We start from the raw sequence: 22279 nt of genomic DNA, 5'->3' as shown, positions 1-22279 counted from the left end.
GGCAGCCGCCAACCCACTGGCAGCCGAAGCCGGACGGGAGATGCTGCGTCGCGGTGGCTCGGCCATCGATGCCGCCATTGCCATGCAGGCGGTGCTGACGCTGGTCGAGCCGCAGTCCTCGGGCATCGGTGGCGGTGCGTTGATCGTGCTCTGGGATGGCCAGGCCGTGCGCACGTACGACGGGCGCGAAACCGCCCCGGCCGGTGCCACCGAGAAGCTGTTCCTGCAGGCCGACGGTCAACCGATGCCCTTCCCCCAGGCCCAGATCGGCGGGCGCTCGGTGGGCACGCCGGGGGTGTTGCGAGCCCTTGAACTGGCCCATCGCAAACACGGTCGCCTGCCATGGGCGCAGCTGTTCGAACCTGCCATCGAACTGGCGCAGCAAGGTTTTGTCATCTCGCCGCGCCTGCATCGGCTGATCGCCGCGGACTCGTCCATAAGGCGCTCTGCGGAGATGACCGCCTATTTCCTGAATGCCGATGGCAGCCCGAAAGCCAGCGGTACCCTGTTGAAAAATCCCCCCTTGGCCGCCGCGCTGCAACGCATCGCGAGGGAAGGGCCGGATGCCTTGTACAAAGGGCCCATTGCGCAAGAGATCGTGGCCAAGGTCCAGGGTCACGCCAACCCGGGCAGCCTGTCGCTGAGCGACCTGGCCAACTATAGCGCCAAGGAACGTGCGCCCTTGTGCACCGACTACAAGCGCTGGCAGGTCTGCGGCATGCCGCCACCGTCGTCGGGCGGGATCGCCATGGCGCAGATCCTCGGCACGCTGCAAGCCCTGGAGACACGCGACAAGCGCTGGGTCCTGGCACCGATGCAACCGCTGAAAACCAACACGCCCGCCGGCTTCGAACCGACCGCCGAGGCCGTGCACCTGATCAGCGAGGCCGAGCGCCTGGCCTATGCCGATCGCGCGCAGTACGTAGCCGACTCGGACTTCGTGCCAGTGCCCGTCAAGGGCCTGATTGACCCGGCTTACCTGGCCAGCCGGGCGACACTGATCGGCGAGCACAGCATGGGCACGGCCAAGCCCGGCACACCGCCGGGCATCCAGGTCGCCTACGCGCCAGACCGCTCCCCTCTGCGCATCTCCACCTCGCAAGTGGTGGCGGTCGATGACCAGGGCGGCGCAGTGTCCATGACCACCACCATCGAATCCGCTTTCGGCTCGCATGTGATGGTCCAGGGCTTCCTTCTCAACAACGAGATGACCGATTTCTCGTTCATTCCCGAGGAGAACGGCCAGAAAGTCGCCAACCGCGTCGAACCCGGCAAGCGCCCGCGCTCGTCCATGGCCCCGACGCTGATCTTCGACCGCCAGAGCGGCGAATTCATCGCCAGCCTCGGCTCTCCCGGCGGCTCGCAAATCATCGAATACGTGGCCAAAACCACCGTCGGCCTGCTCGACTGGAACCTCGATGCACAAACAGCCATCAACCTGCCCAACTTCGGCAGCCGCAACGGCCCGACCGAACTGGAGAACGGCCAGTTCAGCCCCGCGCTGATTCAGGCACTCAAGGACAAGGGTCACAGCGTCAACGAAATCGACATGACCAGCGGCACCCAGGCGATTGTCCGGGTCAAGGATGCACAGGGGAAGGCGTCGCTGGCCGGTGGGGCCGATCCCAGGCGTGAAGGGGAAGCCTTGGGGGATTGAGTCGCCTAACCGCGTAAAGGGGCCTGCCTGGCCGCTGGCAGGCCCTGTCGATGAACTCTCAGGCAACGAACCCGTGCCCGCTCAACGACTGATCTTCAACGCCTGTCGAGCCTGGTGTTTCGCCAGTGCCAAGTCAATCAGCCGCGTGACCAGTTCACTGTATGTCATGCCCGCTGCCTGCCACAGTTTCGGGTACATGCTGATGCGGGTGAACCCCGGTAGCGAATTGATTTCGTTGATCAGGACTTCGCCGCTCTCGGTCAAAAATACATCGACCCGCGCCAGCCCGGAGCAGCCCAGCACCTGGAACGCCTCGACCGCCATGGCACGAATACGCTCGCTGGCTTCGACGCTGATATTGGCCGGCACCACCACTTCAGCAGCTTTGTCATCGATGTACTTACTGTCGTAGGAATAGAAGCCACTGTGCACCACGATCTCGCCACAACCGCTGGCGATGGCGTCTTCGTTGCCGAGCACCGCGCACTCAATCTCGCGCCCCTTGACCGCCGACTCGATCAGCACTTTTTCATCGAAGCTCAATGCCAGCTCGACTGCCGCCGCATATTCGGCTTCGTCGGCCACCTTGCTCACACCGACGGAAGAACCCTGGTTGGCCGGTTTGACGAACAGCGGCAGGCCGAGCTTGCCGCAGACCTCGGCGAAGCCTGTGCGCGCGGCGCTGGCGCGGGTCAGGGTGACGAACGGCGTGACGGCCAGGCCGGCATCACGCAATAGACGCTTGCTGATGTCCTTGTCCATGCAGACCGCCGAACCCAGCACATCGGAACCGACGAACGGCAAGTCGGCCATGCGCAGCAAGCCCTGCAGGCAACCGTCTTCGCCCAGGGTGCCGTGGACGATCGGGAAGATCACGTCGACGTGGCCCAGCAATTCGGGACCGGCGGTCTCCACCAATTGCTGGCGGGCCTTGCCCGGAACCACAGCCAATTCGCGATTGGATTGATTGAGCGCGATCAGGGCCGGGTTTTCCTGGTTCAGCAGGAAGTTCGAGGGATCGTTGAGGTGCCAGTGGCCTTGCTTGTCGATGCCGATCAGCACCGGCTCGAAGCGCGAACGATCCAGTGCATCGACAATGTTTTTTGCCGACTGCAGCGACACCTCGTGCTCGGCCGAGCGGCCCCCAAAAATAACGCCAACACGCAGTTTACTCATTGCCTGACCTCATTGTGGATGGCTTGCAACCGGGTAGCCGCCACGTTACGACTGCAGGGTCTTGCCGTCCAGCGGCTCGCCGATGGTCAGGAAGTGCCCGCCCGCGACGTGGTGCAAGGTACGCAACGCGTCCTGTCCCTCGAAGTGCCAGCGGCCGTCACTGAACACGCGCTCGTCGGCCTGGGCGGCAATCACTTCAGCCAGGAACAGATCGTATTGCTGGTGATTATCGGGCTCCGGCAACAGTCGACATTCCAGCCAGGCGACACAACCCTCGAGCATCGGTGCATCAATCAACTCAGCGTCGAAGGTCGGCAAGCCATAGACCTGGAATTTGTCGCGCCCCTGGTCCCTGGTCAATTCCAGGCCGGAGGTCGAGCCAACGGTCTGCACGATATCGGCCTGGGCTGCACAAGGGACGTTCAACACGAAGGTCGCCGAGGCCTCCAGCAGCTTTCGGGTCCAGATGGACTTGTCCAGAACCACTGCAATTTTTGGCGGTTCGAAATCCAGCGGCATCGCCCAGGCTGCCGCCATGATATTGCGCTGTCCGCCATGGGCCGCGCTGACCAGCACGGTCGGCCCGTGGTTGAGCAGGCGATAAGCCTTGGACAACGGGACCGGACGGCGATGGGAAACGCTCATGGATGTCTGCTCCTTGGAAGAAGCACCGATTGTAACGGGATAACCCCCTGCTTAATGTTTCTCGACGGTAGAAACATGGGCCAGCAGGTCGCCGGGCTGACAATTCAGATATTGGCAAATAGCGTCCAGGGTGGCCAGCCGTATGCCCTTTACCTTGCCTTGTTTGAGCAAGGAAAGGTTCGCCTCGGTAATTCCGATGGCTGCTGCAAGGTCTTTGGATTTAACTTTGCGCAATGCAAGCATCACATCCAGCTGGATGACAATTGACATAACGATCTCAAACGAAGGTTTGGTTTTCAGAGTTCACTGCGCTGGCTTCCCGTAGGATTCGCGCGATTATCGCAATACACGCAGCCATGAACAGCGCCACAAAAGTCGCAGCCGTGAGGCTGATGGTAAACAGTCGCTCACCTTGCGGCTCATTCATCGTAACCCAGAGACTGAGCAGCGGTTCACACACAAAATCGAGCAATACCCACAGAGCGACCGCCTTCCCGACCTTGCCCAGGCATAACGCTGCGTCAATGGAAAAGTATTCACCGCTGGCATAGCGCTGGAACAGCCGACGCAAATGTCCAAGGCCGACTGTCAATGCCAACAACGGCACACTCGACAACAGCAAGCCTCCCAATGTTTGCCACCAGGGAAACAGTGCCACCACGTCGGTCCTATCCGAGAGCTGCCGATCCGTCAGCGCGAACCCCAACCCCAATCCTTGTGGCGAAGCCAAAGAAGGAAAGCACCACAGGGCCGCATTGAGCAGCAGCATAACGACGATCAATCCAAGGGTAATGGTCGCCATTCGCTGGCTGAAACGCGCAAGGTTGGTAGGGATCATGGTGACGCCTCATAAACAATGAATGTGAGGCAGAGACTAAAGATAAAATTATCGTATTACAGCAATTAATTATTGCATAATATTAATAAATCATCCAGGCGAACAGTTCATGGATATTGGCTTCCCGGCAGAAAAGCTGGTTGTAAGGGGAGGAAGACCCCAGGTCAGATCAAGGCCAACAACCTGTAGGAGCGATGCTCCTACATGAGGAGAACGCAGCGCTGACTCAAGTCGAGAGCTGATTGGCAAACTGCCCCACCGCATTCACCACTTTCTGCGCGCCATCCTGGATCTCGACGATCACCGAACCCGCTTCCGCCGCCAGCGCCAGCCCCTGTTCCGCCTGGAGCTTGCCATCGGCCATCAGGGCCACGGCGTTACGCGCCATGTCCTGGTTTTGCCGCACCACGAGGACGATCTCGTCGGTGGCCTGGCTGGTGCGCGAGGCCAGTTGCCGAACCTCGTCCGCCACCACGGCAAAGCCTCGCCCCTGCTCACCGGCACGGGCCGCTTCGATGGCCGCGTTGAGCGCCAGCAGGTTGGTTTGTTCGGCAATCCCGCTGATGGTCTTGACGATGGTGCCGATCACCAGCGATTGCTCATTCAAGGCTTCGATGCCATCGCCAGCGGTTTGCATGTGCTTGGCCAGGTCACGCATCACATCCACCGCCTGCGTCACCACGGCGTTGCCGCGCTGGGCGCTTTGATCGGTTTGCTGCGAGGTGCCGTAGGCAATGTTGGCCGCTTCAGCCACCGCCTGCTCCTGGTTGACCTGATCGGTGATCACCGTGGCGAATTTCACCACCTTGTAGAGCTTGTTGTTGGCATCGGTTACCGGGTTGTAGGAAGCCTCCAGCCAGACCGTACGACCATGGCTGTCGATGCGTTTGAAACGGTCGGCCACGAACTCGCCGGCGTTCAGGCGACGCCAGAAGGCCTGGTATTCGGCACTGTTGCAGTCCTCGGGAAAGCAAAAAGTGCGGTGATGTTTGCCCTTGATCTGCGCCAGGCTGTAGCCCATGCCACTGAGAAAGCGATCGTTGGCTGACAGTACGTTGCCGTTGAGGTCGAACTCGATCACCGCCGTCGAGCGCCCCAGCGCACCGATCAGGTTTTCGTGCTCGCGGGAGGCCTCGATGGTGCGGGTCAGGTCGCTGGAGAAAATCGAAAAATGCTTGATCCGGCCGTCTGCCGAGCGCACGGGCTGCACGATCGAACGCAACCAGGCTTCCTGACCAGTGCCACGCAACAGGCGCACGGCACCGGCAAAGTGTTCGCCACGGCTCAGTGCGGTCTTGAAACGCAGCTGGAATGGGTCATTTTTTACATGATCCGGAACAATCTCTTCGATATGCCGGCCAATCAGCTCATTGCTCTTGTAGTGCATCTCGCTGAGGAAGTTCTGGTTGACCGACTGTACCCGCCCATCAATTTCGAGGGTCAGCACCAGCATCTCGCTTTCCAGGCTTTCCTTGACTTGCTGCAGGCTGGAGAGTTCTTCGCGAAGAGCCGACAGCTCCTGCTTCAAGCGTTTATTGAACATGGGGGATGCACCGATGGGCTGGGATAGAAAGCGACTTGCAGCCTAGCCATCGGCCTTGCAGGGGTTTTCTGAAGAGCGCTTGAGGATTGTCCTACAAATATAATGACACCGCGCCAGTCACCCCCTGCCTATCACGCCGTACCGGCGGCCGGGCAGCTGGCGATTCCCGGCATCCGTGGGCCGAAAAACGCCGCACTGCCCACGCCTACCGCCCCCATCACTGCGCTGAAGATCACGCAGATCCATGGGCTCCAGGGCATCAGACCGATCAACAGCAAAGGCGTGATACTCGCCCAGGCGGCGTAGGCAATGTTGTAGGTGAAGGAAATACCCGAGACGCGAATCCGCGCCGGGAACAGGCTGACCATCACCGACGGCACCGCGCCCACCACACCGCAACTCAGCCCGGCCACCGCGTAAGCCAGGCCGACCCAGTTGCCGCTGCTGATCAGGCAGGTGTAGAGCACGCCGATGCCCAGTGGCAGCAGCAGGCTATAGAACATCACGGTGCGCCAGGCGCCGATGCGGTCCACCAGCAAACCGGCGAGCACGCAGCCGATGTTCAGGAACACGATACCCAGTGCACTCAGGGCGAAGGTGTGGCTGGCGGTCATGCCGAAGGTTTTCTGCATCATGGTCGGGGTGATGACCACGAACACCACCACCGCCGACGTCAGCACGCAGGTGAGGATCATCGCCGGCAGCAGGGCCAGGCGATGTTCGCGCAGGACCGCTCGCAACGGCAACTCGACAGCCGCCTCGCGCCGGACCTGCATGGCCATGAACACCGGGGTTTCGCTGAGCCAGCGTCGTAGCCAGACGCCAATCACGCCGAACACCCCACCCAGCAGGAAAGGATATCGCCAGGCGTAATCAAGGATTTCAGCCGGGGTGAAAGCCTGCGCCAGGAACGTTGCCGTCAGGGCGCCGAGCAAATAACCGAAGGTCAGCCCCGCCTGCAGGAAGCCCAGGGCGTAGCCGCGATGGCCGACCGGCGCGTGCTCGGCCACGAATACCCAGGCGCTCGGCACCTCGCCACCCACCGCCGCACCCTGGAGGACGCGCAGGGCCAACAGCAGCAGCGGCGCGAAATAACCGATCTGTGCGTAGGTCGGCATGATCCCGATCAGCAGGCACGGCAGCGCCATCATCAGGATGCTCAGGCTGAACACCTTCTTGCGGCCCAGGCTGTCGGCGAAATGCGCCATCAGGATCCCGCCCAGGGGCCGCGCCAGGTACCCGGTGACGAAGATGCCGAAGCTTTGCAGCAGACGCAGCCATTCAGGCATTTCCGGCGGGAAGAACAGCTGGCTCAAAGTCAGGGCGAAAAATACGAAGATGATGAAATCGTAGATTTCCAGCGCGCCGCCGAGGGCCGCGAGCCCCAGGGTCTTGTAGTCCGCACGGCTGAACGGTTGCGGGCGTGGATCGGTATTGGCAGTCATGAAAAGAACTCTGGCACAGGCAAAAACCAAGGCGCCCATGGTCTACGCAAACGCGCCGGCGGACAACCCGTTAGACCAAAGTCCCATAGCCGCAAAACAGCGCCGCAAAAAACACTCGCTTGAATTAAGGTTGCCGTCTGTCCAGAGGGGCCTGTGCTGCCCCGAAGACCACAACAAACATAAAAATTCGAGGTAGTCCCGTGGCCGCTGATATCGAAGATACCCGCTCTGCCCGCTTTGCCCTGCGCTGTTCAAGTTTTGCCGAACGCTGGTTCCCTGACTCCTGGGTGTTTGCCGCCCTGGCGGTGATCATCGTCGCCGTGGCCACCATCGCCATGGGCGCCAAGCCGACTGACGCGGCCATGGCCTTTGGCGACGGTTTCTGGAGCCTGATCCCGTTCACCATGCAAATGGCGTTCGTGGTGATCGGCGGCTATGTAGTCGCCAGTTCGCCACCGGCGGTGAAGCTGATCGACCGTCTGGCCAAGCTGCCGAAAAACGGACGCTCCGCGGTGGCCTGGGTGGCGCTGATCTCCATGGTCGCGTCGCTGCTCAACTGGGGTTTGTCCCTGGTGTTCGGCGGTCTGCTGGTACGTGCGCTGGCCCGCCGCACGGACCTGAAGATGGACTACCGCGCCGCGGGTGCGGCCGCGTACCTGGGGTTGGGCGCGGTGTGGGCCCTGGGCCTGTCTTCGTCTGCTGCGCAGTTGCAGGCCAACCCGGCCAGCCTGCCGCCGTCGATCCTGTCGATTACCGGGGTGATTCCTTTCACCCAGACGATCTTCCTCTGGCAATCGGGCGTCATGTTGCTGGCCTTGATCGTCATCTCGCTGATCATCGCCTACGCCACCGCCCCCGGCCCGAACACGGCGCGAGACGCCGAGGCCTGTGGCGTCGACCCGAGTTTCAATCTGCCGCCGCTGCAGCCGCGCACCCGTCCCGGCGAATGGCTGGAACACAGCCCGCTGCTGACCATCCTGTTGGTGCTGCTGGCGGCTGGGTGGCTGTTCCATGAGTTTTCCACCAAACCGGCGATCAGCGCGATTTCCGGCCTGAACACCTACAACTTCCTGTTCATCATGCTCGGAGCCCTGCTGCACTGGCGCCCGCGCAGCTTCCTCGACGCGGTGGCCCGTGCGGTGCCGACCACCACCGGCGTGCTGATCCAGTTCCCGCTGTACGGTTCGATCGCCGCGCTGATGACCACGGTCAAGGGCGCCGATGCGCAGACCCTGGCCCACCACATCTCGACCTTCTTCGTCAGCATTGCCTCCCACGACACCTATGCCCTGCTGATGGGCGTGTACTCGGCGATCCTCGGCTTCTTCATTCCGTCCGGCGGCGGCAAGTGGATCATCGAAGCGCCGTACGTGATGCAAGTGGCGAACGACCTGAACTACCACCTGGGCTGGGCGGTGCAGATCTACAACGCCGCCGAAGCCCTGCCCAACCTGATCAACCCCTTCTACATGCTGCCGCTGCTGGGTGTGCTCGGCTTGAAGGCGCGGGACCTGATCGGCTTCTCGTTCGTGCAGTTGCTGGTGCACACACCGCTGGTGCTGCTGTTGCTGTGGGCGCTGGGGACGACGCTGTCGTATACCCCACCGGTGATGCCATAAAACGGTTATAGCAAGTCAATCCTGCGCGCTTTTCTTCCTGGTCCCCCATCAGCGGGTGGGACCAGGGAGAAGTGAAGTCGAACCAAACCGACAGACTGAAAGATCCCTTCTTACAAAACGCGCAGCGTTGTCCCACTCAATACGAAGGCAAGTGCTGACTCTTGCAGCCAGCCTCCTTGAATTAACCTGTCCCGGAGTATCAATCACCAAAAACCCAAGGAAGATCCGATGACACCGATATCCAAGACACTGGAAGAGTTGATCAATGAAATTTACCAGGACGGCAACGTCTCGGTGGTTGAGTACAGGGCCCTGCGGGACGATGCCGATCGCCGCATGGACGCCGTTGTCGGCGAGTTTGGCCAGCACAACAACGTGACGGCCTTTCAGAAAGCGATGGATGTCGCCATGCAGTTATTGCAGAGCGCCGTCCTCGATGCCAAAAAAGCCAGGCTGAGCGATACCGGTGAGGCTATCGTCAAGGATGCGGTTACCGCACAGGTTGAATACTTGCGCGCCGGCAGCCAGTTGGCCCTGCGTCTTTTGTGATCGACTGACCCCACGCTACCGGCAAACGTTGATTGCGGGCTGAGTCGCACGCTTCGAAAAAAAAGTGCTTGAGGCCTACTTTTCTGCATCATTGTGTTGATCCAGTATGACGTGCATCTTGGTATCGCGACCACGCTGAAAAGGATCTGAGCATGTTAAGACTCGCAGGCCTCACCTTCGCGGCCCTCACACTCGGTGCCCTCAGCCTGAGCACCGCTGCCCACGCCGATATCGCGCTGAAGCTGGGCAGCACCGAACGCGTCAGTCGTTTGTTCGCCTACCCCAACAACTGCAACGTGATCTGCTTTCGCAACTGGACGCTGGAGCAGACCGTGGAGCACTACCTGACGCAAAGCGTGCAGCGCGATGGCTACAGTGATGCCAAGGTTCTGGTCAAAACCGATAACCATCAACTCCATGCCGAAATCACGGGTGTGCCCAGAAGCTATGAAAAGCCCCTGGCAGCACTGCTTGACGCCGGCGACCTGGCCTACAGCGGTGCCAGCAAACTGAATGCCGACGGCAAGTGGGCCTATAGCTGGCATTTTTTCCTGCCACTGGGCATGGCTCTGGAAAACCGCAGAAGCGTTGAACTGCTGCACTTCCCACCGGATTATTCACTGACACAGGCCCAGGATTACCTCAAATCGGCGACCACGGATCGCTGGGCCACGCTGCTGACCGCCAATGGCGTCCCGCCCGAGCAGATACCGGGCTACCAGACCATCATCGATATCGCCCCGATTGCCGCGCCGTCAAACGCCGGGAAAGACCTGGAAGGCGTCTACGACTACTTCAAGGACTACCAGACCAGCATGGTCAAGCAGGTCACCGTGCATTCCAGCGGCGCGGCCTTGCCAACGGTTGCCTTCGGTGCGCCGGTGCGCAACTGGGTCAAGCAGCAATACGGGCCAACCGTGAACGTGTTGAGCCTGGTGACGATCAGTCCGGTCGACGGGGTGAAAGTACCGTTATTGGGCGCCAATCACCCCAGCTACATCTGGTACGCCGCCGATCCGGCCAGCTACACCGGCAAAGATGCCCAGGCCCAGGCCGATATCGCGGGGCTGAAAGTCATGGGCCAGGATTTGAGTGCCGCGTGCTGGCAGGCCGCCATGGGCCGCGAAACGGACACCAATCCCGATATCGAGCTGAAAAGCTGCACCCAGACCTGGCAAGTGGCCCAGGCCGATAAAACCTGTGCGCTTTTCTACACCTCGATACGCAAGCTGACGCCCGGACAAGCCGCGGGCAAATGTGCGACGGCATCGATCAAGGCCCAGCTCAAATTGCTCAAGGTGCCAGCGCCAGCCCCGGCGATACCGGCTCCTGCGCTATAGCGCTGGATTGTCAACTAACGGAAGGTGCCGACGACCAAATGTTCTTGTAACACTGGCGTCGGCAAAGCCTCTGCGACGAAGGCTTACAACTTCTCGACCGGACGCAGTCGGTACTGCGGCGGCAATTGCTCGAAACCACTGATGGTGGTGTTCAGGCTTTTCCAGCGACCGTCCTTGATGCCGTAGATGCAACCGTGAATCGACAGGTTCTGCCCGCGGTGCCAGGCATTTTGCACAATGCTGGTATGGGCGACGTTGGCCACTTGTTGAATCACATTGAGTTCGCAGAGGCGGTCGACCTGCTCCTCTTCGGTGGCCAGTTTGGCGAGCTCCTCGCGCTTCTCGTAGTAAAGGTCGCGAATCGAACGCAGCCAACCGTCGATCAGGCCGAACTGGCGATCCTGCATCGAGGCGCGCACGCCGCCACAACCATAGTGACCGGTCACGAGGATGTGTTTGACCTTGAGCACGTCGACCGCGTACTGGATCACCGACAGGCAATTGAGGTCGGTGTGCAGCACGACGTTGGCCACGTTGCGGTGCACGAACAGATCGCCCGGCAGCATGCCGACGATCTCGTTGGCCGGCACCCGCGCATCGGAACAGCCGATCCACAGGTACTCCGGCGTTTGTTGACGAGCCAGCTTGGCGAAGAAGTCAGGATCTTCTTTTGTGATCGCGTCGGCCCAGCGCTCGTTGTTATCAATCAGATCTTGTAACTCGTTCATGCAATGAAGCCTCGATAATGGTGCGCTGCTTTGACAGACAACCGTCCGTCGGGGTCACGCGCGTTATGCAAATGCCCGCTGCTGCCTGTTCATGGCGCTCCATGCCGGTGGAATTCTCTGCAACCGAGTATGTCCACCCTATAAGCCTAACAGTATGAGGAAATGCCATGACTGATTCACGACGTCCCTACGATGCGGTGCAACCGGAACCCGTCGATGATAACGAAGATCGCATGGGTTCGATGCATGAGCTGGACTTCGACACGGAAGAACCCAGCGCAAAAATCGGCGATGAATTGCCGCGAAAGGAACGCAAGCAACTGATGCCCGAAGAACGCGTGCGTGAAGCCGGCATGACGGGCGCATCGACCGACGACCATGAATCCACCGATGATGACATGAGTCCGGAAACGCTCATCCGAGAAGACGGTGCCCGGGATGCCGGGGAAGAGGGCGAAGGTGATCCGGCCGATTGGGACTTGAGCATTGTCGATGAGGACGACATTGGTGGGGGCAATGGGCTGGACGAGGCGGAGCTGGCGCAGCGCGATCCGCTGGATAGAAAGCGTTGATCTTCAGTGTCTGTAATATTGCCATCGCGAGCAGGCTCGCTCCCACAGTGTAGGAGTGAGCCTGCTCGCGATGCTTCTGATGTTCAATCCACCAGAGTACAGGCCATGACCACCGCATCTTCGCGTCCACCCACCGCCGGGTAGTAATCCCGCCGACGCCCGATCTCGTTGAAACCATAGCGCTCATACAACTTGAACGCTGCCGCGTTGCTGTCGCGCACCTCCAGAAAACACTCCCGGGCGTCAGCCTTGTAGGCGATCGACATCAAATGCTCCAGCAAGGTCAAACCCAAGCCTCGGCCCTGGTTCTCTGGCTTGACGGTGATGTTGAGCAGATGCGCCTCGTCAAGAATGATCTGCACCACCCCATGGCCCACCTGCTGCTGACCTTCGAACATCAGCCAGATCTGATACTTGCCCAGTCCATCGAGAAAAATCCCGCGGGTCCAGGGATGGCTGTAGGCCGCGTATTCGATCTTCAGAACAGTTTCCAGGTCCGCCTCGGTCATCGGGCGGAACGATACAGCGTCACTCATTCGATTCTTTCCAGCGCGCCATCAGCCGACGCATGGCTTGCCACACGGCGGCCTTGCGCTGTGGCTCTTCCATTAACAATTCCAGGCCCGGTACCGCCCACGCCGAGCCCAGACCTTCGATCTGCAGTTCGCGGTTGAACGCCTCGGCATCCGCCTCACCGGCAAACCGCACCGCAGGCAGGCCGATCAGCCAAAGGCAGGCGCATGGCGCTTCTTCCATGCGCACCGAGAGGAAACCTTGCACAAAGTCACGGGCCGCCTCCGGGCCCTGGTCCATCGTCCCACGCACCAGCAGCGGCCAACGTACCGGCTCGCCGACGATCTGCGGGCTGTCCGGCAGACCGGCGGCGCGCAGCATGTCCTTGAGTAGCAGATAAGCGGGGTCGCGGGCCTGGAAGGATTCGCCTGTGGGTAACTCCACCAGTAGCAGGCAGCGGCCGGCTCGCAGCAGTTGCAGGGCAAAGCGCGGCGGCGGCACCGCTGCGACCCTGGCGACAACCGGCGCCTCCTCGACTGCAGGTTTTGCACCGGTGCGCGTACTCGCCAGCGATGGCCGTGGCACCTCGACCTTCACCCGCTCGGCCGGTTTCACCGCAGGCGTAACGGGCGCCTCGACCACCGGCACAGGCGCCACGGGAGCCTCGACCAGCGCCTCGGGGGGCTCCAGCAGCTCGGGCCGCGACGGGGCGGCAAAGGGCAATTCGGTGCGCGGCAGCCAGTTGACCACCTGCATGGCGTTCAAATAAGCGCGACGACGGGACTCGATAAGCAAAGGTCGGCCACTTGTGGATAACTAAAGTGCGCAGATTCTACCGCCCTTAGCTGAAGATCGCGCGCTGTTGATCGATAACTTCACTGATAGAAAAAGCAACAGCCCGTCCCGAGAGTGAATCGCATCGCGCCTGATGCAGTACAATCGCGGCTTTTAATCGCCAACCAGCCGGCCATTCCGATGATCGAACCCAAGCGCGTCTTGCGCGCCCTCGCTGAACACTGGGCACTTCTGGAGCCACTGTGTGAGCATTTCGACCAAGGCACCCTGAGCCTCAACGAACTGCGCACGCAACTGGCCGCCCAGCAACTCGACAGTACGCCGCAGGACATCACCAGCCTGCTGGACGTGTGGATTCGCCTCGATATTCTGGTTCCGGTGGCGAAAAGCCCGAACCGTTTCGAGCTCAACGCGCAAATTCACGACTTCCTCGCCTACCTGCGCCGTGAACACCGTTTGGGCCTGTGCCTGGAAATCGAAGCCTACCTGCGCCATCTCGAGCGTCTGGCCGGCTACATCCAGGACGCCTTCGACATCCGCGACGGCAATGACCTGGCCCGCCAACTGCGCCTGCTCGACATGCGGGTTCGCGATGTACTGAAAAAGCTTGATAACGACGAACAGGCACTGGTGGCAGTCGCCGAAAGGGCGAAAACCAGCGACCGACAGATTCCGCTGCGCCAGCGTTACGCCGAGGTACTGGCGACCTGGGACGAATACGTCGAGCCGATGATTGATCTGGTGAACGCCGACGGCGCCTTCGAGCAAGGCGTGCGCAAGGTCGAAACCGTGCTGCTGAAGATGCTCTCCGAGCAGCAACGCCTCGGCCATCTGGTCGATGACGACATGCTGCTGCGCACCCACGCGCGCATCCTCGAAATGCAGACCAGTGCCCAGTTGACCCTGCGTCACGCGCGCGAACTCCTCCTGCCGCTACGTGAAGAGGCACGTCGCCACAACGCCGTCACCCGAGGCGCGGCACTGGCCCTGGCCGCCATTCGGCGAAAAGGCATCGACGCCGTGCCGCACGCGGCGATGCCATTGTTCACACGCCCGCAAAGTACCTTCCTCGGCAGTGCCAGCCAGGTCGAGGCCTACGTTTACGCCTTGGCCCGTTTCGAGCCGAAACCGGCGCGCTTCCCCAAGGCCCACAAGACCCAGAAAGGCGAAGCCCCGCGTGCGCCACGCACGGTTCGGGAAATGCTCGAACGCTGCGAAGACGCCCTGCCGATGCCGGACCTGATGACCTGGCTGCTGGAGCAGGAGCCGGACGGCGCCACCGACGAATTGCTGTACTGGTTCTCGCGACTGTCCCGGGAAAAACGCTTCAAGCGCGAACGCCTGGAACGCCGCGACTACTTCACACACGAGCACCAGGTCAGCCTGCGCTCCTTCGCCCTGCTCTCGGCCGGCCCTGACGCCACCGAGAATTCTGCGAGCATCCCACATGCATCTTGATCTATCCGAACTGTCCCAGCTGGCACCGATCTTTCGCGAACTGTTCAAGGGCTACCACGTCAGCCGCCGCGACCCGGAACTGTATGCGCAGCTGTCGAACTTCCAGGACCAGTACCGCACGCTGTTCAAGGCCCTGGGGTTTGAACTGGTCTGCGACACCCGTGGTTTCTACTATTTCGTGCCGGACCAGGCGGCTGCGGCGGTGAACAAGACAGCACAGCGCCTGGCGCTGTTCACCTTCATTCTCGTCGAGCACCTGGCCGACCAGGGCCGCGACCCGATCGCCGTGCTCGACGGTGGCAGCCTCGGTCGCGATGAACTGCCATCGCTGCTGGAAAAATACCGCGACCTGTTCATTCAGGCCGAAGTGCAGACCCAGGATGAGCTGGAAGAAAAAATCATGCGACGCATGACCCAGCTCGGCTTCGCCGGCGAAGAAAACGGCGTGTACCGATTCCTGCCGCCGATGCACCGTTTCCTCGATGTATGCCTGTCGGTGCAGCAGGACCGCGACCTGGCCGCCAGCCTGCACAGCGTCCTGCCGTTGCCGGTACCGGTGCTGATCGACGAAGACAGCGACGAAAAACTGCTGCAGACCGACGACCCGCTCGACTTGGCGGAGTTTGAAGAAAGCGAAGAAGACGCCCTGGCCCGCGCCATTGCCGAAGAACAGGAGCTCGACGCATGAGCAAGGAACGCTACGGCATCCGCCGCTTTGCCCTTTTGAACACCGCCGGCTACAGCCTCGGCCTGTTCCCGCTGGAAGAGCCGCTGTCGGTCTATGGCGCGAACAACCTCGGTAAATCCGCTTCGATCAATGCGCTACAGTTCCCGATTCTGGCGCGCATGTCGGACATGAGCTTCGGCAAGTACAGCCTGGAGCAATCCCGGCGCTTCTACTTCGCCTCCGACACCAGCTACATCCTGGTGGAAGTGAACCTGCCCCATGGCCCCCACGTGATCGGCGTGGTCGGACGCGGCCCGGGCGGCGGCTTCGGTCACCAGTTCTTTGCCTATGCCGGCCGGCTGGACCTGGCCCACTACCAGAAAAACGACACCTGCCTGCGCCAGAAAGAACTGTTCAGCAACCTTGAGCGCGAAGGCCTGAAAGCCTACGAACTCAAGCCCGATGAACTGCGGCGCCTGCTGGTCGGTGGGCACACCTCGATCCCGCTGGACCTGACACTGATCCCGTTGCGCTCCACCAGCGAACAGAGCCTGAAGACTTTCCGCGCACTGTTCATCAACCTGCTGCACATGCGTGAAATCACCGCGGCCAAGCTCAAGCAACTGTTCCTCGATGCCTTCGAGCACAGCTTGCGCTCCGGTAGCGTCGACTACATCGCCGCGTGCGAAGAAGCCTTCCGCGATGTGCGGCGCATGGAACAGGATTACCACTCGCTGGTGGCCGCCGGCCCGCTGGTCGAAGCCCTGGCCAACGGCGTGAAACAGCGCGACATCCTGCGTGGCAAGCTGCACCGGATCTCGCCGCTGCTCGACTCCCTGCTCGGCACCTGGTCGGACTACGCCAGTGCCCGCAAGGAAGAGCTGACGATCCAGGCCGAGCACTATCGCCACGAGCAGGACGCCCTGCAGAACGATCAGCGTGGCGGCACCCAGGAGCTGATGCGCCTGGAGCGGGAAATCACTGGCATCCAGCGCTGGCTCGGCGAGCTGGCGGTGCTCAAGCATCGCTTTGCGCTGGTCGATGACGTCAAGGTGCTCGAGCAACAACTGCTCGCGGCCAAGGACGCCCACGACGAGCTGGCAGGTGCCCTGGCGCAGTCGCGACAGTTCAGTGCCGAGGACCTGGAAGAACGCCTGCGCGACCTGGAAAAACGCCTGAAGTCGGTCAAGCAACAACTCGACCACGCCGACAACAACAGCTACGCCCGCCTGCGCGAGGAATTCTCGCAGCAAGATGTCGAGCGCCTGATGCGCCTGTTCAACAGCGCACTGTTCAGCCTGCCGCTAGGCGAGCACGGCATTGCCCTCGACGACAACGGTGATTGGGTGAAATCCGTGGAGCTGATCCTCGACGGTTTCAAGGGCGAGCGTTTCGAAGTGCCAGGACTGTCCATCGACATCTCGCACATCGAGCCACCGGCCTTGCAAGCCCTGGCAGACCGCGCCGCGCTGCGCGATCAGAAAGAGCGCCTGGAAAAAGAACTCAAGCAACTGAAAACCCAGCAAGCCGTGGCGGCCGACCGCGCCGCGAGCAAGACCCAGACCGAAGCGCTGTACCAGCAGGTGCTGGATGCGCAGAAAGCCTTGGAAGAATTCCGTCGCGCGCAAACCCTGAGCGCCGAAGAAGGCGACAAGCTGGAGCAGCTGGCGCAGATGGAAGCCGCCCAGGACGAACTGAAGCGTTCCAGCGATGCCTTTACCGAACGCGTCCAGCAACTGTCCGCCAAGCTGCAACTGGTCGGCAGGCAGATCGGTGACATGGAAGCCAAGCAACGTACCCTCGACGACGCCCTGCGCCGTCGTCAGTTGTTGCCGGCGGATCTGCCGTTCGGTACGCCGTTCATGGATCCGGTCGACGATTCCATGGACAACCTGCTGCCGCTGCTCAACGACTATCAGGACAGCTGGCAAGGCCTGCTGCGCGCCGACGGCCAGATCGAGGCGCTGTACGCCCAGGTACGCCTCAAGGGCGTGGCCAAGTTCGACAGCGAAGACGACATGGAACGTCGCCTGCAACTGCTGATCAACGCCTATGCGCACCGCACCGACGAAGCCCTGACCCTGGGCAAGGCTCGCCGCGCCGCCGTGACAGACATCGCCCGGACCCTGCGCAACATCCGCAGCGACTACGACAGCCTCGAGCACCAACTGGCGCTGTTCAACCGCGAGATCAACAAGCGCCAGGTGTCCAACCTGCAAAGCTTCCGCATCGTGCTGGCGCCGAACAAGGAAGCACTCAAGCACATCGACCAGATCATCCACAGCGCCGGTCAGTACGAAGAAGGCGAGACCCTGTCCGTCTTCGACCTCAGCCAGAGCGCCGAGCAGGACAACAAGAACGAAGAGGCCAAGGAATACCTGGCGCGGCTGGTGGCGGCGAACCACAACCAGCTCGGCCTCAAGGACTTGTTCGAACTGGCGTTCGAGATCACCAAGGTCAACGGATCGCCGGTGATCCACACCGACATCGACGGCGCCGCGTCCAACGGCACCACCATGACCATCAAGGCGCTGACCAACATGTATTTGTTGCTGCACTTGATGGACCGCGACCTGGCCGGGCGCGTGCGCTTGCCGTACTACCTCGACGAGGCCGCGGACATCGACGAGAAAAACCAGGCGGCTTTGCTGGAGACCAGTCTGCAACTGGGCTTCGTGCCCATCCTGGCCAGTGTGAAGCCGCAGGTTTGCGCCAGTGTCGCCATCGACCTGGAAGGTGGCAGCGGCCCGGCTGGCATCTACATCGATGAGGACGACTGGAAATACATTCGTCGTCATGAGCCGGTGAAGGCGACGGTGAATGTTGAAGCGGATGAGCCGGAGCTGGATGCGGTCTGAGGCTTGAATCGAAGGTAATAAAAAGGCCGCGATCCAATGGATTGCGGCCTTTTTTGTGGTTCTTTCAGCGCTCTTAAGGGCCTCTTCGCGAGCAGGCTCGCTCCTACAGTGGACCGGTGTACATAAATCCATTGTGGGAGCGGGCTTGCTCGCGAAGGCGTCATTACTGGCGCCTGATCAGTTCGGGGTTACTTGCCGAGCGAAATCTTCGGTGCCCAGGTCAGCCATTCCTCTTCGAACTTGTCGAACAGCGGGAATGTCTGCTCCGGCCGCGCCGGGCTGCCAATGCGTTCACCGTCTGGCGTAGCGAAGGCGACACCGCCCTGGATCATCGTCTCCAGCGATTCGGTACGCACCGTCGCTCCTCTGAACAGGCCAACATCAAAGTCAAAACCACTGGTGTTCCAGAAGCGCGTGCCACTGCGAACCAAAGGCGCGTACTTGGGCTCGATCAGAATGTGGATCAGCACACGATCAGCCGTCTGGCCCAACTCATAGCCCGTGACCTTGCCCACGGTGATTTCGCGATACGTCACCGGCACACCCGTCTTCAACGAACCACGGCGAGGAGCGCTCAATACAAGGCTCAAACCGGCTTCCTGCTTGGCAGTTTCCGGGGGATTGGCCAGCGCCACGAAATTCTTCTGCGGCCCCAGATTCTTCGCTGCCGGCTCCACCTCGATGTACTGCCCGGTGACCAACGTTTCCAGGTTCGAGGTCTTGATCAGCCCCAGCTCGGGCTTGACCACCCAGAATTGACTGCCGACACGCGCAATGCGCTCCGGAACCTCATCGATTCGCGCAGTCAGCAGCACCGACTGTAAATCGTCACTCAGATCCACGTCTTCAATCTTGCCGACATCCAGCCCCTTATAGCGGATCGGTGTGCCGGTACGCAGGCCATCGGCACGGTCGACCTTGATGGTGATCATCGCGCCTTTCTGGTTGGCTTGCTCATGGTTGTCGAACAGGCGGAAACGTGGGATGCGCTTCTGCAAGGGCGCCTTGGCCTCCGGTGTTTCAAAGGCGATGCCGCCGGCCATCAGGCTTTGCAACGATTCACTCTTGACCTGGATCCCGCCCGTCAGCCCACCCGTCAAGGTGATGCCACTGGCATTCCAGAACCGTGTAGAAGCGTTGACCAGGTCTTCGTATTCCTTCTCGATATGGACGCCAATCACCAGCTGTTTCTTTTTGCGCGAAAACTGATAGCTCTGTACCGAGCCCACCTTGACCTGCTTGTAGAGGATCGGGCTGCCCACATCCAGCGAGCCGAGGGTATCGGTGAACAACACCAGGTGCAGGCCTGGTGAACGCAAATCGAGCGGCGGCGCCTTGGGCCGTGCGACAAACTCACGTTGCGGCGCGGCGCCTTTGTCCCCTGGGCGCACGGCGATGTAGTTACCCTTGACCAATGCTTCAAGGCCGGTGATACCCGCCAGGGAAATCGATGGCTTGACCACCCAGAACTGGGTGCCATCGACCAGGTAGTCCTCGGCCAGTGGGTCCAGGGTCAACTCGGCGCTGGCACCGGACAAATCGGGATCGACCTTGAGCGCCTTGAGGGTGCCGACCTGAATGCCTTTGTACATCACCGGCGTGCGACCAGCCTGCAAACCTTCGAAATCACTCAGCTTGACCTTGACCTTGATCCCCGCGGCAGCCGCATCGAAATCCTCATAAAGGCGGAACGGCAGGCTCGGATCGGTCGGTGGACTGTCCTTGCGGTTTTCAGGTGTGGCAAACGCAATACCGCCGGCAACAATACTGGCCAGGGACTCACTGCGTACTTTTACACCCGAGAGGTTGGCATCGATGCTGATGCCGCTGGCGTTCCAGAAACGCGTGTGTTTGCGCACGAGCTTGGCGTAGGTCGGTTCGATGAAGACCTTCAGTTCGACCGTACTCTGGTCCTCGGAAAGCACGTAGCTTTTGATCTGCCCGACCTTGATCTGCTTGTAGAACACCGGGCTGCCACGGTTCAGCGAGCCCAGGCGATCAGCCTTGATCGTCAGGTGCAGGCCGGGCTGGGCGTCCGACAGCGGAGGCTCCTGGGCCAGGGCCTTGAACTTGCGGGCAGGCTCGCCCTCACCGGGGCTGATCGCGACATAGTTACCCGAGACCAGCGTCTCCAGCCCGGTGATGCCGGCCAGCGTCACGCTCGGCTTGACCAGCCAGAAGCGCGTGCTGGTGCGCAGGTACTGCTCCACGTCCTTGTTCATCTCGACGGTCGCGATCACACCTTTGGAGCTGCCTTCATCATCAAGCTTGAGGGCCTTCACCTTGCCGACCGGCATGCCTTTGTAGACAACTTCGGTCTTGTTGGCCTGGATGCCTTCACCGCTTTCGAAACGTACCTGAACCTCGATACCGGTTTCGTTGTAGGCGCGCCAGCCAAGCCAGCCACCAATGATCAAGGCAATCAGGGGCAACACCCAGATGGCCGACCAGTTCGAAGCCGGTCGGGTTTTAGCTGTAGGCAAATCAGTCATGGTCGTCGTCCGACTCCGTGTTATCCCAAATCAGTCGGGGATCGAAAGTTACTGCGGCAAGCATCGTCAGAATCACCACGCTGGCGAACGCAATGGCGCCCAGGTCTGCTTCGATGGTGGCAAGCCGACCAAAATTCACGAGCGCCACCAAGATGGCGATCACAAAGATATCGAGCATCGACCAGCGGCCGATGAACTCGATAAAGCGGTACATCCATATGCGCTGGCGGGCCGAGAGTGGCTGGTGGCGCTGGACGGAAAACAGCAGCAAGGCAATACCCACCAGTTTGAACGTGGGCACCACAATGCTGGCGATAAACACCACTGCGGCGATGGGAATCATGCCGTGCTGAACCAGTTGAATCACTCCGGACATGATTGTGCTGGGATCACCCTTGCCCAGGGAGCTCACGGTCATGATCGGCAACACATTGGCCGGTATATAAAGAATGGCGGCGGTGATCAGCAACGCCCAGGTCCGCGCCACGCTGTTCGGGCTGCGGGCATGCACCAGCGCACCGCAGCGAGTACAGACCTGTTCATCGGTATCAGCTTCCTGCTTGTTCAATTCATGGCATTCGGCGCAAATCAGAATGCCTGCATCAATCGCCCGCATGGGCATCCTCTCCTGATAAAGCCTGCCAGATCTGGTGAGGCGACATCACAACCTCCAGCCAGACCTGAACCAACAACAATCCAATGAAGCACGCCAGGCCCAGGCCGATGGTCATTGCTGCCATATCTGCCAGCTTGACGATCGCGACCAGTACGCCCATGAGGTAAACCTCAAGCATCCCCCAGTCCCGTAAATGGTGGTAAATACGATAAAGCAGCAAGCCGTAGCTACGTCCGACGTCGAAACGGATACTCAGCAACACGACCAGTTGGCAGAGCAGCTTGAGTAGCGGAATCGCCATGCTGCACAGGAACACAATGACTGAAACGCTTTGCATGCCTGTATCGAAAAGCCCGACAACCCCGCTCCAGACAGTGTCTTGCGACGATTGCCCGAGCAGATTGAGTTGCATGATGGGTAAAAAGTTCGCCGGGATATACAACAGCAGTGCCGCGATAACCAGGGCGAGACTGCGCTGCACGACGTTGTATCGATGGGCATAGAGCTCGTAACCACATCGCGGGCACAGGGCTTTCTCGCCATGGTCGAGCTTGGGCTTGCGCATCAGCAAGTCGCACTCGTGGCATGCCACCAAATCGTTCAGCGGTAATTCTGACAGCCTTGAGGCGTCAACCGGATCTGGCATATAACGCTCTGACTCCGAAAAGGTTGGGCCTATTCTAGTGCCCTGAATCGAAAATAACTGTGCCAATTTGTGCACGAGTCAGCGTGATTTTCTTTCGGCAAAAGACAAAACCCCTACCTGCA

The 22279-nt window shown here is 60.7% G+C and carries 19 protein-coding genes and 2 pseudogenes; 8 read left to right on the top strand and 13 right to left on the bottom strand.

The window, feature by feature from the left end; genetic code table 11:
• On the top strand, positions 1-1657 hold a 1657-nt coding region (gene ggt, locus PMI35_RS27505; RefSeq protein WP_008055632.1), incomplete at its 5' end, for a gamma-glutamyltransferase.
• Positions 1658-1738: 81 nt separating this feature from the next.
• Here ggt and ddlA read toward each other — a convergent pair.
• The 7 genes and pseudogenes from ddlA to PMI35_RS27535 all read right to left on the bottom strand — a co-directional run bounded on the left by ddlA (position 1739) and on the right by PMI35_RS27535 (position 7304).
• Positions 1739-2833 carry a D-alanine--D-alanine ligase gene (ddlA, locus tag PMI35_RS27510; protein ID WP_008055631.1) on the bottom strand — a complete coding sequence of 365 codons (1095 nt, stop codon included), beginning with the start codon at positions 2831-2833 and terminating at the stop codon, positions 1739-1741.
• Between the two features lie 45 nt (positions 2834-2878).
• On the bottom strand, positions 2879-3478 hold the full coding sequence (locus tag PMI35_RS27515) for a flavin reductase family protein (RefSeq protein ID WP_008055630.1): 600 nt from the start codon (positions 3476-3478) through the stop codon (positions 2879-2881).
• 51 nt (positions 3479-3529) lie between these two features.
• The gene (locus PMI35_RS27520; RefSeq protein WP_008055629.1) at positions 3530-3748 is read right to left on the bottom strand and encodes a helix-turn-helix domain-containing protein; all 219 of its coding nucleotides are present in this window, start codon (positions 3746-3748) and stop codon (positions 3530-3532) included.
• A gap of 7 nt (positions 3749-3755) precedes the next feature.
• The gene (locus tag PMI35_RS27525) at positions 3756-4316 is read right to left on the bottom strand and encodes a DUF2975 domain-containing protein (RefSeq protein ID WP_008055628.1); all 561 of its coding nucleotides are present in this window, start codon (positions 4314-4316) and stop codon (positions 3756-3758) included.
• Positions 4317-4542: 226 nt separating this feature from the next.
• Positions 4543-4977: pseudogene (locus PMI35_RS35805) on the bottom strand (methyl-accepting chemotaxis protein); the annotation flags it as partial.
• Positions 4978-5130: 153 nt separating this feature from the next.
• Positions 5131-5769 (bottom strand): annotated as a pseudogene (locus tag PMI35_RS35800) (PAS domain-containing protein); the annotation flags it as partial.
• 221 nt (positions 5770-5990) lie between these two features.
• On the bottom strand, positions 5991-7304 hold the full coding sequence (locus tag PMI35_RS27535; RefSeq protein ID WP_008055625.1) for an MFS transporter: 1314 nt from the start codon (positions 7302-7304) through the stop codon (positions 5991-5993).
• 200 nt (positions 7305-7504) lie between these two features.
• On the opposite strand from PMI35_RS27535, the gene PMI35_RS27540 reads away from it, so the two are divergent.
• The 3 genes from PMI35_RS27540 (at position 7505) to PMI35_RS27550 (ending at position 10812) form a co-directional block, all read left to right on the top strand.
• A complete protein-coding gene (locus tag PMI35_RS27540) occupies positions 7505-8923 on the top strand; it encodes a short-chain fatty acid transporter (RefSeq protein ID WP_008055623.1) in 1419 nt (472 codons plus the stop codon).
• 228 nt (positions 8924-9151) lie between these two features.
• Positions 9152-9472, top strand: a complete 321-nt coding sequence (locus PMI35_RS27545; protein ID WP_008055622.1) for a hypothetical protein — start codon at positions 9152-9154, stop codon at positions 9470-9472.
• 152 nt (positions 9473-9624) lie between these two features.
• Entirely contained in the window at positions 9625-10812 is a 1188-nt protein-coding gene (locus PMI35_RS27550) for a hypothetical protein (RefSeq protein ID WP_008055620.1), read from the top strand.
• Between the two features lie 83 nt (positions 10813-10895).
• On the opposite strand, the gene can is transcribed toward PMI35_RS27550, so the two are convergent.
• Positions 10896-11540: a carbonate dehydratase gene (gene can / locus PMI35_RS27555; protein WP_008055619.1), complete on the bottom strand. Its 645-nt coding sequence runs from the start codon at positions 11538-11540 to the stop codon at positions 10896-10898.
• A 167-nt stretch (positions 11541-11707) separates the two neighbouring features.
• Between can and PMI35_RS27560 the strand changes: the two genes are divergently transcribed.
• Positions 11708-12112 carry a hypothetical protein gene (locus tag PMI35_RS27560; RefSeq protein WP_008055618.1) on the top strand — a complete coding sequence of 135 codons (405 nt, stop codon included), beginning with the start codon at positions 11708-11710 and terminating at the stop codon, positions 12110-12112.
• An 83-nt stretch (positions 12113-12195) separates the two neighbouring features.
• Here the strand turns inward: PMI35_RS27560 and rimI are convergent, their stop codons facing one another.
• Positions 12196-12648, bottom strand: a complete 453-nt coding sequence (rimI, locus tag PMI35_RS27565; protein ID WP_008055616.1) for a ribosomal protein S18-alanine N-acetyltransferase — start codon at positions 12646-12648, stop codon at positions 12196-12198.
• Positions 12641-13381, bottom strand: a complete 741-nt coding sequence (locus PMI35_RS27570; protein WP_008055615.1) for a hypothetical protein — start codon at positions 13379-13381, stop codon at positions 12641-12643. The genes rimI and PMI35_RS27570 overlap by 8 nt, the downstream gene beginning before the upstream one ends.
• A 219-nt stretch (positions 13382-13600) precedes the next feature.
• On the opposite strand from PMI35_RS27570, the gene mksB reads away from it, so the two are divergent.
• Genes mksB through mksF form a run of 3 tightly spaced genes read left to right on the top strand, consistent with a single transcriptional unit; the run spans position 13601 to position 18403 of the window.
• Complete coding sequence (gene mksB / locus PMI35_RS27575) at positions 13601-14878, top strand: Mks condensin complex protein MksB (RefSeq protein WP_008055614.1); 1278 nt, start codon at positions 13601-13603, stop codon at positions 14876-14878.
• Positions 14868-15566 carry an Mks condensin complex protein MksE gene (gene mksE, locus PMI35_RS27580; RefSeq protein ID WP_008055613.1) on the top strand — a complete coding sequence of 233 codons (699 nt, stop codon included), beginning with the start codon at positions 14868-14870 and terminating at the stop codon, positions 15564-15566. The genes mksB and mksE overlap by 11 nt, the downstream gene beginning before the upstream one ends.
• Entirely contained in the window at positions 15563-18403 is a 2841-nt protein-coding gene (mksF, locus tag PMI35_RS27585; protein ID WP_008055612.1) for an Mks condensin complex protein MksF, read from the top strand. Before mksE ends, mksF begins: the two co-directional genes overlap by 4 nt.
• A 188-nt stretch (positions 18404-18591) precedes the next feature.
• Here mksF and PMI35_RS27590 read toward each other — a convergent pair whose 3' ends face one another.
• Genes PMI35_RS27590 through PMI35_RS27600 form a run of 3 tightly spaced genes read right to left on the bottom strand, consistent with a single transcriptional unit; the run spans position 18592 to position 22157 of the window.
• Entirely contained in the window at positions 18592-20895 is a 2304-nt protein-coding gene (locus tag PMI35_RS27590; protein WP_008055610.1) for a PqiB family protein, read from the bottom strand.
• A complete protein-coding gene (locus PMI35_RS27595) occupies positions 20888-21511 on the bottom strand; it encodes a paraquat-inducible protein A (protein ID WP_008055603.1) in 624 nt (207 codons plus the stop codon). Before PMI35_RS27595 ends, PMI35_RS27590 begins: the two co-directional genes overlap by 8 nt.
• Positions 21498-22157, bottom strand: a complete 660-nt coding sequence (locus PMI35_RS27600; RefSeq protein WP_008055602.1) for a paraquat-inducible protein A — start codon at positions 22155-22157, stop codon at positions 21498-21500. The genes PMI35_RS27595 and PMI35_RS27600 overlap by 14 nt, the downstream gene beginning before the upstream one ends.
• Between the last annotated feature and the right edge of the window lie 122 nt (positions 22158-22279).

It is taken from the genome of Pseudomonas sp. GM78 (assembly GCF_000282475.1).
Lineage (GTDB): Bacteria > Pseudomonadota > Gammaproteobacteria > Pseudomonadales > Pseudomonadaceae > Aquipseudomonas.
The sequence above is the reverse complement of the archived record's forward strand: the minus strand, read 5'-3'. Positions and strand labels throughout refer to the sequence as shown.